We start from the raw sequence: 11131 nt of genomic DNA, 5'->3' as shown, positions 1-11131 counted from the left end.
AATTGATGACACGCCCTAATATTTTCCTTCTTATTGTCATTACTGACAAGAGTCTGCCCATCGGGACTAATAGCGAGGCAAGTAGCATTTGGAGAATTATCATTGAGGGTAGAATTTCTTTTACCATTACTCAACCGCCAAACCTCAATATTTCCGTAAGGATTATCACTCACAACAGTATCCCCATCGGGACTGATGGCGAGGCAAGTAACATGACCTCGAGTGAAAACATGACCTCGAGTGAAAATGCGAACAACTGAGGCATTTTGTAGCTGGTTTTGGTGTTCCCCCTTCTGTTGGCGTTTCAGTCCTCCCTTCTGTTGGGGCTTGAGTTCTCCTTTCTGTTGGCGTTTGAGTTCTGCCTCCTGTTGGCGTTTGAGTTCGATCGCGTGTTGCTGCATTGCCTCTTGCATCATTTGCTGATAATCCCCTTCAAACCGACTCAAACAGGCGATTAGCTTTTGCAAATATTCCGCGTCTGCCTCCATTAAGGCTGAAGTGAATACAGTCAACAACTCCCGCAACCCAGATTTTTCCGCAACAACACCATTGCTGAGGTTTCGCAAACTCAACCAACATAGCAGGGAATATTCAACCTGGTTTTTCGCCCAAGACTTATCGGGCAAACCACTCAAACTCAGCGCCAAATCCAAAAATAAATAAGGAATCGCATTCGGGCGTTCCACCCCAGTCAACTGATAGAGACTTTGATAACTGGCAACAATCTCAGCCACCAGCATTTCCTTTAAACTCTGACTGGGCACCTTTTCCAGCAGTCCCGGCAGCAGTTCTGGCAACTTCGGCGGCGTATCCCCATGAGTGAAATGGTAGCGGTCCGCCATCAGCCCCACTAAAATGCAGTGGCAAATCCCCAAAAACTGCGATAGTTCTTGAATGTACTTCTCTTCCTTGACATTGTACTTGTAGTCCTCTTTGCCGCCAAACCCAAATTCCTTATCTTCTTCCTCTTCCTCCAAAATTAACAAATTCAGTTCATCATCCCCACCCCGCCGCTGAATTTCTTCCAGGGTTTTGTTTTTGTCTAAAAGCGTCATCCGGTATTCTCGCCACTTCTGGGCATATTTGCGGGCGATGGGATATAAAACCTCTTTCCAGGGAACCGTCAACACCTTTTCATAGTGCGGCGTTTTTTCCAGCACATCCCAACCGGCTAAATAAATCCGCAGGAAATCCCCATCAACCTTGGACTCCAAAACCACCGTGGGAACCGATTTCAAAACGTGATGCAGCACATCCACCGCACTTTTCCCATGAGCAGATTTAGTTTCCCAGTCCGCCCCTTGATATCTCACGGGTCTTACTTCACTGGTCAGGGGGTAATGTTTGCAAAATTCCTGCACTTCATCGGTCAACCGGGCTTCAATGCGACTAAACCCCTGCGCCGCATTAGGGAATTTTTCAAACTCCAACGCTGGCGGTGAAATCACCACTAACAGAGGAATGGGAGCGAGATTATTCTGATAGTTTTTGTACGCATTCAAGATAACCCGTGCGGGAGTTTTTAGGGGGAAACTTTCGCGCACTTCCTTATCATCAGCCAATTCTAAGGCCATGAGCAACTGGGCACGGGATAAAATCAGTTGCGTTTCCCGGCGGTATGCTTCCAAACTTTGCTCATGTTGCAACCGTCGGGTTAGCTGTTCTTGCTCAAAATCTTGCCGTTTTTGCAATCGGGCATTTTCGCAAAACTGCCGATATTCTTCCATCTCCCGGTTAAATCTTTGCCGCACTCCCTCCAAAGCCGCTTGAAATTCGTGTCCCCGGTCTTGCAGGCCAAATTGAGTATCAATTTTTACCGCTTCCAATTCCGCTTGAAAGGCTTGCCCCTTGGCTTGCAGGGCAAATTGAGCAGCAGTTCTCAACTTTTCTACATTGGCTTGAAATTCCTGCTGATTGCCTTGCATTCTGGCCTGAAATTCCTGCTGATTGCCTTGCATTCTGGCTTGAAATTCCTGCTGATTATCTTGCAGGGCAAATTGAGAATTAATGCGGTCTATTTCATTTAGCCGTTGGACGATCGCCCCCGCAATTTGTGGGGGGGAAAGACTAAGGCGGTAGTTGTGACCATTTCGCTCGCTGCATCCCAAAGACTCATTTTTACTCCTCCTGATTGGTTGGTTGCCTATGAAACCGGGTTTCTTCAGATAACCTTTGCCACCTAACTAACAACTCTCATAGAAACCCGGTTTCTTGTTTGGAGATGGTAGAAACCGGGTTTGTTTAGTCAAATTTTGCCATAAGTATTAAGTTAACGCAGATTGCCCCAGAAACCGGGAGAGGTTAGAAACCGGGTTTCTATGGAGGGGCCGGTGGGGTGGCAGAGGTTGACTAAAGAAACCCGGTTTCTTGTCCCTGGGGCGGCCCAGAAACCGGGTTTCTTGCGTTAACCTTTGCTACCAACGAACAAATGTCATAGAAACCCGGTTTCTTGTTTGCCGAAGTCAAGTGGCCCCAACACCTGAAGCGATTAGAAACCTGGAGAGGTTAGAAACCGGGTTTCTATGTAGGGGCCGGTGGGGTGGCAAAGGTTAACCCAAGAAACCCGGTTTCTTGTCCCAGGGGTTTTACTGGGTGCAAGTGTTAAACACCAAAGTAGCCGCTGCCCAACGCACAGTGGATCCAGTAGCAAATAGCTTGCCATTCGTAGAATAGGCGCATCCGCTAGGAGTGACATAACCGATTTTATTCCCATCGGAATTGTAAACGTTTAAATCTGCTCCTAAACGTCCGATATATTTGTCACCCCGATAATATTTATGTCCATCTACAGTGCCCGCTTTTCCCCATCCTGTCCCATGCCACCAAACATTATTGCCATCAAAATAAACTGCATTATCATCCTGCTCGGTAATCGCCCCAGAACTGGTGTAATTCAGGGTTTGTTGTTGATGTTCCCAGGGGGAATTGGTGGCGGTTTCCCCATGATGATGGGATGCTAGGTGTTCTTGATTATATTGCTGATGATGCTCTTGATGATGATACTCTTGATGATAATTTTGGGTATGAATTAAATCGGTTAAATCTGTTGGCTGGTCTGCCTGAGTTAAGGGGTGGTCTAGGGCTGTTTCAGGGGAATGATAGAAAGGTTCAGGGGTATGATTTAACCCCTCGGTGAGATGATGATGGGCTAATTCGCTGAGATGATTTTGACCGATATATTGATCAAATCCTGAGTGATGAGATCCTAAATCTAAGGAGTTAGGATGATTCTGGAAGTGAGGGTGATAGTGAGTTTCGGAATTGGTGAAATTTTGATGCGGTTCTGCCTGTAATCCATGACTGACCGAATCTGGCTGTGGTAAAAAGTTGTGTGAGTGGTTGTGTGAATCAGCGGTAGCATCAGTATGGGAGTGGCTGTGAGAATTTAGGTCTATTCCCAAAGATTGGATTAAGCGATCGAGTTGGGAATCGCCACTGAAGGGGGAGTTATCCTGAGTGTGGGACATGGCGAGATGGTGAGATGCGATATTTCCTTGGATTATAGCATTCAAAACAGAAACGGAGAGGTTAGAAACCGGGTTTCTTCTGATTATTTTTGCCACCAACTTCAGAAACCGGGTTTCTTCAAGAAACCCGGTTTCTTGGTTGGTAGCATTAACTTAAGAAACCCGGTTTCTCACCCCAGGGACAAGAAACCGGGTTTCTTGAGTCAACCTCTGCCAACCCAACGGCCCTTACATAGAAACCCGGTTTCTAACCTCTCCAGGTTTCTAACCTCCTCAACTTCGGCTTTCCAAGAAACCGAGTTTCTATAAGAGTTGTTGGTTGGTAGCAAAGGTTAACTTAAGAAACCCGGTTTCAGAGCCAAGGGACAAGAAACCGGGTTTCTATGTTACTTTAGACTATGTAACAGAACTTATTTTTGGACTGATATCAAGTCCGCTTTTCAGGGTTAGACTTACTATGATAACCCACCCCAGGGACAAGAAACCGGGTTTCTCTAAGAAATATCTGCCTCCCCACCTGCCCCTACATAGAAACCCGGTTTCTCACCGCTTCAGGTGTTGGGGTTAATTGACTTCGGCTTTCCAAGAAACCCGGTTTCTCACCCCGTTTCTTGGAAAGCCGAAAGTTGCCCCAAAAAAACCCTAATTCCAGAAACCTGAAGCGGTTAGAAACCGGGTTTCTGGAATTAGGTTTTGCCTCATAGAGTCAGAAAAAATCCAAAAAAATAAGATTTATGTATATTTTTTAGCGACTTTTTAAAATTTTCAAAATTATATACAATATGATATTATTAAATAAATCAATTAAATCAATAAATTATTTATTGATTTTTTCAGGTTAATCAAACAATGTTAACTAAATTCACAGCAAATTTAGGGCTAAATCAAGTGATCAATCAAATTTTATTAGGAAATTGCCAAGAATTACTTTGTCAGTTGCCCGATGAATCCGTTGATTTAATTGTGTCGTCACCTCCCTACAACTTGGGGAAAGAATACGAAGCAAAGCAAGCTTTAGATATTTACCTAGCCGAACAAAAGATCATCCTAGAAGAATGTACCAGAATTCTTAAAAAAACTGGGTCACTTTTCTGGCAAGTGGGCGCTTTTGCAGATCGAGGAATGCTAATTCCTCTAGATATTCGCTTTTTTCCCATTTTAGAGTCTTGTGGCTTAATTCCAATAAATCGCATTATCTGGGCAAGACAACATGGACTCCATGCCAGGAAAAAATTTTCCTGCCGCCATGAAACGATTCTTTGGTTTACCAAGTCCGATGACTATATCTTTAACTTGGATGCCATTCGGGTGCCGCAGAAGTACCAAAATAAGAAACATTATCGGGGCGATCGCAAAGGAGAACTATCCTGTAACCCAGACGGCAAAAACCCCGGAGATATCTGGATGTTTAGAAATGTCAAACATAACCATGAAGAACAAACCATTCATCCCTGTCAATTTCCCGAAGATTTAATCGCTCGAATTATTTTATCCACCACACAACCCGGTGATTTAGTCTTAGATCCATACATGGGATCGGGCACCGTTGCCGTAGTTGCCAGAGATTATCAGCGAGACTTTCTGGGAGCAGAACTCGATCCGAAATATCATCAAGTTGCCTTGCGTAGGCTTCAGGGAAAACCAGATATTAATGGATATTTTCCCAACTTAAAGACCCTGAGAGATTATGTAGAAAAAACCGGAGAAAACATTGAAAAATTCCGATTTGATTTACAAGTGGGTAAAACTGCATCTACACGGAGTCAAGCCAAAATTTATCCCGAAGAATATCACTTACAAGAAATGGAACAACGCCTCATGTATGAAGAATCAGTATTTGCGGCTGATTTACGGAACGAGCAACGTCCAATTGACTCAAAGCTAAATGGCAATGGAAAAATAAAAGATGAACCTATAAAAAATCTCGGAACAGCAGAACAAATAGAACTAGATTTATGGAAGTAAATTATTAGCTTTTACATCAATCGAATTACACAACGATTGCTGACCTTATTTTTGGAACTAATCTGGCACTGAATATCTTCCTGATGTGTAACAATTCTGGATCGTTCACGCCCATATAAAGTCCATTTAACTGGAACTGTTTTATCTACTTGTTCAAATAAACCGAGGACTCTTATGGGAACATCAAAAACACCGTATTCAGCTAATGCTTTCAATTGTTTGATTGCTTGTTCATAGTACAGGGTACTGTTAGAAGCTGGAAACATTTGCGCTTTGGTAATTATGAATACAAGTTTAGTATTCTGACCACCAAATTTAATTTTTGCTTTAAAGAATAATTCTGCTCTGATAGTGTTGTTAAGCAAGAATGGATAGTTGGAAAATTGGCTTTCTCCAATCAAACCGAGTTTGCCAAAGTCAACATCTGTTCCTAAAAAATTGTATTGTTTAGGAATTGGGATATTCTTTTCCCATCCTCGCTTAAGCAACTCAGTTTTAATATATTCGTTGGTGCCAATGGGATCAAAAATTGGATTCCCCTGAATTCCTGCTTGAGCCGAAGGTTTAAGATGTAGTGGCATAGATTCCAGAACACTAATTAGTTCATCACACTCCGATTGGCATGAACTGATCACGGTATTAGCAGCATTAAAATCTGTAAACTGAATGAGAATCGCTTTTGCCTCCCTTTATGCAATTAAAATTTTTAGCTTTTTCCTGAAACCGGGTTTTTTCTCGGTTTTACCCAGTTGGGGAAAATCGCAAAAAAACCCGGTTTCTGTGTTTCTGTTTCTTTAATCTACTGCTGGTGGTGCTGGTGCCTGGGATTCTCCCCCTAACAAGGGAACATTGACATCTATATGGATATTTTTGACAAAAGAAATCAAACCATTCACAAAATCCAAAACTTGAGCGATCGCCTCCTCGACCATTGCACGGATTTTTAATGTTACTGATTCTTGCGTTTCAGTCGTTGCCGTGTCTCTTGTCGTTTCCTCTGGCAATGTCACTGATTCCGCTTTTTCCACAGTTTCCGCTTTTTCCACTTTTTCTACTGGTGTAACTGTTTCCGGTATTTCTGCGGACTCCTCTGCGGTCGGAGTAGTTAATTCTGTCACGGGTTTAGATGCTTCCGGGACAGTCTTCTCAACGGTTTCCTCTGGGGTCACGGGTAAACCTGCGGGAATTTCCTCTTTTGTCACCTCTTCCGACACTGGTTCAGAAATCGGTTCGATAATCGGTTCGATAATCGGTTCGATCTCAGGTTTAGGGGTGACTGCTTGAGGAATTTCTTCCGGCACCGCTTCGGGAATTACCTCTACTGCGGGACTTTCTACCGTAGGCTCCTCAATTTCTTTCTCGATCGCCTCTTGATCAGGTTCTTGATCGGAAATCTCTGGCTCAGAAATGGGCTCAGACACGATCGGCTGTGGAATGACTGCGGGGATCTCTTCTGGTATTACCTCAACATCTGGTGTTGTCGTCTCTGGTGTCGGCACTGGGTAATTAGGATTCACCAGACCACGGATTTCAGCCGATGACAGTTCACCACGAATCAATTTGGATAGGCTATCTTTACCACGAGGTTGGTAAGTCAGCGATCGCGCCGTATTGTTAAACACATTATTAACGGAGTTGCCTTGTTCATCCAAAAATTCTAACTTGACCCAATTCACCCCAGGGTCAAACCCCTTCAGATAAATCGGTTCCCAACGGTCTACCACAAAACTGCTGCCATTCACCGTCACCCGAATTCGCCAGTCCACAATATTATCATCAGGATTTTCTTGGGCAACCAAATGTAAAGGGGCATTGCTCAAATAGAAATCCAGCATAATCGGTTCTGCCCCATAACTTCCCTTCGGGAGATTGTAGGTTAACAGAGGCTTTGCCCGGTCAGGGTTATTCGCTTCAGTTTTCGTATATATATGGAAAGTCGTTTGAGCATAAGCCCCTTGATTCTTATAGCTTTCATCCCAAGGACGCGCTGCAAACACTCTAACCGTATGAGTTCCAGGTAGCAAATCTTCCAACACCAAGGGTTGATTCAGATCGTAAATTTTGCTGGCCGGTTGGTTATCTAAGATAAATTCCAAATGCGGCCCCAAACCCAACTGAGAATTTTGGAAAATCGGCAGTCCTCTGATCTCTAGCTGCACCTTCACGGTTTCAGCTTCGATCATTTCATCTGGCTGAGGACTCAAAATCCTGACTTGCGGTTGATATTGATCAAAAGCCTGACGCAGCTTTTGGATCCCGGCAGGGGGAGACACTTCCACAATTTTTGCTCTTAGGGTCGGAGCCACCGTTTCAACCAATTCGTTTTCGGGTTCGACTTCTAGGCGATCGCCACATCCCACGGTAGTCAAAACTAATCCCAGGAACAACAAACCAATCAAGACTCTTCTTAGAGTAGTTATTAGCCAATTTTTGCCAAACACTTAGCAATACTCCCAAGCTATCTATTGAAATTTTTGATGATATGCCACATAAAAAATTAATTGTATCTTTAATCACTTACTTCTATGTAAGCGATGTCACTCAGGCTTTAACGCTGGTTGAACTTGGTTTGTATCAGACTATTAAATAACAAGCATTGATTTTTTTCTCATCTGAGTAAGACATCTTCAGGCGAACGCCTTGCCCATGAGAACATCGGCGCGGGTCTGCACCACCAATCTAAATCACTCATACTTCTTGATATATATGTCCTGTAGCCTTTGCTGAATCACAGTCTCCGCGATCGCACCCCAGATAAAACTTTAAGTTATGTAAAGTTTATGGGGATTGTTAAGCTCTGTTAACTTTTTAGTTATACTCTTGACTTTTGCTCTGAATTTTGATTTTCTACTTTCGAGAAGCTCAAAACTTGAGAAATTTAAAGTATTGTTAATTACCGTTTATAAAAAGCGGAAGTAACAAGTATAATGCAACAACAGTAGAACTCTGTTGAGGATAGTCTGGCGAAAGCGAGTAGCATTCTGCTACAGGAGCTATTGGGTGATCTTTCCCAAGCGTGGATTAAACAGGAGTCAAATTCAGATCCGTTTAATTTCCAGCAGCTTTGTTGTAAAGTAACTTAAAGAAAGCTCCGCTTTAAAAGACAAGTGTTGCTGTTTAGTAATACCTCAAGTAGAGCAATCCTTAATTCCCCGTCCAAAGAGAGGAGAGTCTAGATGACAATTAGCCCTCCAGAGCGAGAGGCAAAAGCAAAGGTAGTCGTGGACAAAGATCCGGTGCCAACTTCTTTTGAGAAGTGGGGTAAGCCCGGTCACTTTGACCGCACCTTAGCTCGCGGCCCCAAAACCACAACCTGGATTTGGAACCTGCACGCTGACGCTCATGATTTTGACAGCCATACCAGCAATTTAGAAGACGTATCGCGCAAAATCTTTAGCGCACACTTTGGCCACCTGGCCGTCATCTTTGTTTGGTTAAGTGGTGCCTATTTCCACGGCGCTAAGTTTTCCAATTACGAAGCTTGGCTGAGTAATCCCACCGGGATCAAGCCCAGCGCTCAAGTTGTTTGGCCAATTGTTGGTCAAGAAATCTTAAACGCCGATGTCGGCGGTGGCTTCAAAGGGATTCAGATTACTTCTGGACTCTTCCAGCTATGGCGTGCATCCGGCATCACCAATGAATTCCAGCTATACTGCACCGCCATTGGTGCCCTGGTAATGGCTGGTTTGATGCTATTTGCTGGCTGGTTCCACTATCACAAGCGGGCTCCAAAACTGGAATGGTTCCAGAACGTTGAGTCTATGATGAACCACCACCTCGCTGGATTGTTGGGTCTGGGTTCCCTTGGTTGGGCCGGACACCAAATCCACGTTTCTCTGCCAATCAACGAGTTGTTGGATAAAGGCGTGGCACCACAGGATATTCCCCTGCCCCACGAATTTATCCTCAACCCCAGCTTGATGACAGAGTTGTATCCGGGAGTGCAGTGGGGTGGTCTCAGCGGCATCGCGCCATTCTTTACCCTAAACTGGGGAGCTTATTCTGACTTCCTCACTTTCAAGGGTGGCTTAAACCCAGTCACTGGTGGCTTGTGGTTATCTGATACCGCACACCATCACCTGGCGATCGCTGTGCTCTTCATTATTGCTGGCCACATGTACCGGACAAACTGGGGCATTGGTCACAGCATGAAAGAAATCCTGGAAGCACATAAAGGTCCGTTTACCGGGGAAGGCCATAAAGGTCTGTACGAAATCCTCACAACTTCTTGGCATGCTCAACTAGCCATTAACCTGGCAATGATGGGTTCTTTAAGCATCATCGTGGCGCATCATATGTACTCGATGCCCCCGTATCCCTACATTGCTACTGACTATCCAACTCAGATATCTCTGTTTACCCACCACGTGTGGATTGGCGGATTCCTGATTGTTGGTGCAGCGGCTCACGGTGCAATATTCATGGTTCGTGACTACGATCCAGCCAAGAATGTTGATAACCTGCTCGATCGCATGATCCGGCACAGAGATGCCATCATCTCTCACCTCAACTGGGTCTGCATTTGGCTAGGCTTCCATAGCTTTGGTTTGTACGTTCATAACGACACCATGCGGGCATTCGGTCGTCCCCAGGATATGTTCTCCGACACTGGGATTCAACTACAACCGATCTTTGCTCAATGGGTGCAACACCTGCACACCTTGGCTCCTGGAAACACCGCTCCTTATGCCGGTGCAACTGCCAGCGTTGCTTTTGGCGGTGATGTGGTCGCCGTAGCTGGCAAAGTCGCCATGATGCCAATTACCCTCGGCACCGCCGACTTCATGGTTCACCACATTCATGCTTTCACCATTCACGTTACCGTTCTAATCCTACTTAAGGGTGTTTTGTTTGCCCGTTCTTCTCGTCTAGTTCCCGACAAGATGAATCTGGGCTTCCGTTTCCCCTGTGACGGTCCTGGCCGTGGCGGCACTTGCCAAGTATCTGGTTGGGATCATGTGTTCCTGGGTCTGTTCTGGATGTACAACTCTCTATCCATTGTGATTTTCCACTTTAGCTGGAAGATGCAATCGGATGTTTGGGGCACTGTGGCACCAGATGGATCGGTTTCACACATCACTGGTGGTAACTTTGCTCAAGGTGCAATTACCATTAATGGTTGGTTGCGTGATTTCCTCTGGGCGCAAGCCTCTCAGGTAATCAACTCCTACGGTTCGGCCTTGTCAGCTTACGGGTTGATGTTCTTAGCCGGTCACTTTGTGTTTGCTTTCAGCCTCATGTTCCTGTTCAGTGGTCGCGGCTACTGGCAAGAACTGATTGAGTCTATTGTTTGGGCTCATAACAAACTCAAAGTTGCTCCAGCAATTCAGCCTCGTGCTCTGAGCATTATTCAGGGTCGGGCCGTGGGCGTAGCTCACTACCTCTTAGGAGGAATTGTCACCACTTGGGCATTCTTCCTAGCTCGGGTCATCTCAGTTTCGGGATGATCTTGATTGAGAATTAAGGATTTTGGAATGAGGAGGATCTCTCCTTGTTCCAAAACCTAAAGTCTCAAGCTCAAGATTTTGCGAGATTTATTTAAGGACTTATGGCAACAAAATTCCCCAAATTCAGCCAAGACCTGGCGGCAGATCCGACGACGCGGCGGATCTGGTACGGGATAGCCACAGCCCACGACTTTGAAAGCCATGATGGGATGACCGAGGAAAATCTCTATCAAAAGATTTTTGCCTCGCACT

The 11131-nt window shown here is 44.9% G+C and carries 7 protein-coding genes and 1 pseudogene; 4 read left to right on the top strand and 4 right to left on the bottom strand.

Annotated elements, in window-relative coordinates:
* Positions 1-2108: pseudogene (locus tag AM228_RS27800) on the bottom strand (hypothetical protein); the annotation flags it as partial.
* Between the two features lie 477 nt (positions 2109-2585).
* Positions 2586-3467 carry a hypothetical protein gene (locus AM228_RS27795; RefSeq protein ID WP_054470196.1) on the bottom strand — a complete coding sequence of 294 codons (882 nt, stop codon included), beginning with the start codon at positions 3465-3467 and terminating at the stop codon, positions 2586-2588.
* Between the two features lie 6 nt (positions 3468-3473).
* On the opposite strand from AM228_RS27795, the gene AM228_RS33800 reads away from it, so the two are divergent.
* Positions 3474-3776 carry a hypothetical protein gene (locus AM228_RS33800; RefSeq protein WP_156332121.1) on the top strand — a complete coding sequence of 101 codons (303 nt, stop codon included), beginning with the start codon at positions 3474-3476 and terminating at the stop codon, positions 3774-3776.
* 540 nt (positions 3777-4316) lie between these two features.
* Positions 4317-5432, top strand: a complete 1116-nt coding sequence (locus tag AM228_RS27790) for a site-specific DNA-methyltransferase (protein WP_054470194.1) — start codon at positions 4317-4319, stop codon at positions 5430-5432.
* Between the two features lie 11 nt (positions 5433-5443).
* Here the strand turns inward: AM228_RS27790 and AM228_RS27785 are convergent, their stop codons facing one another.
* Positions 5444-6013 carry a restriction endonuclease gene (locus AM228_RS27785; RefSeq protein ID WP_054470192.1) on the bottom strand — a complete coding sequence of 190 codons (570 nt, stop codon included), beginning with the start codon at positions 6011-6013 and terminating at the stop codon, positions 5444-5446.
* A gap of 213 nt (positions 6014-6226) precedes the next feature.
* Complete coding sequence (locus AM228_RS27780; RefSeq protein ID WP_190878250.1) at positions 6227-7873, bottom strand: hypothetical protein; 1647 nt, start codon at positions 7871-7873, stop codon at positions 6227-6229.
* Positions 7874-8608: 735 nt separating this feature from the next.
* On the opposite strand from AM228_RS27780, the gene psaA reads away from it, so the two are divergent.
* Complete coding sequence (psaA, locus tag AM228_RS27775; protein ID WP_054470190.1) at positions 8609-10879, top strand: photosystem I core protein PsaA; 2271 nt, start codon at positions 8609-8611, stop codon at positions 10877-10879.
* Between the two features lie 101 nt (positions 10880-10980).
* On the top strand, positions 10981-11131 hold a 151-nt coding region (locus AM228_RS30435), incomplete at its 3' end, for a hypothetical protein (protein ID WP_156332120.1).

The organism is Planktothricoides sp. SR001, assembly GCF_001276715.1.
Taxonomy (GTDB): Bacteria; Cyanobacteriota; Cyanobacteriia; order Cyanobacteriales; family Laspinemataceae; genus Planktothricoides; species Planktothricoides raciborskii.
This window is presented reverse-complemented; position numbering and strand designations above follow the sequence as displayed.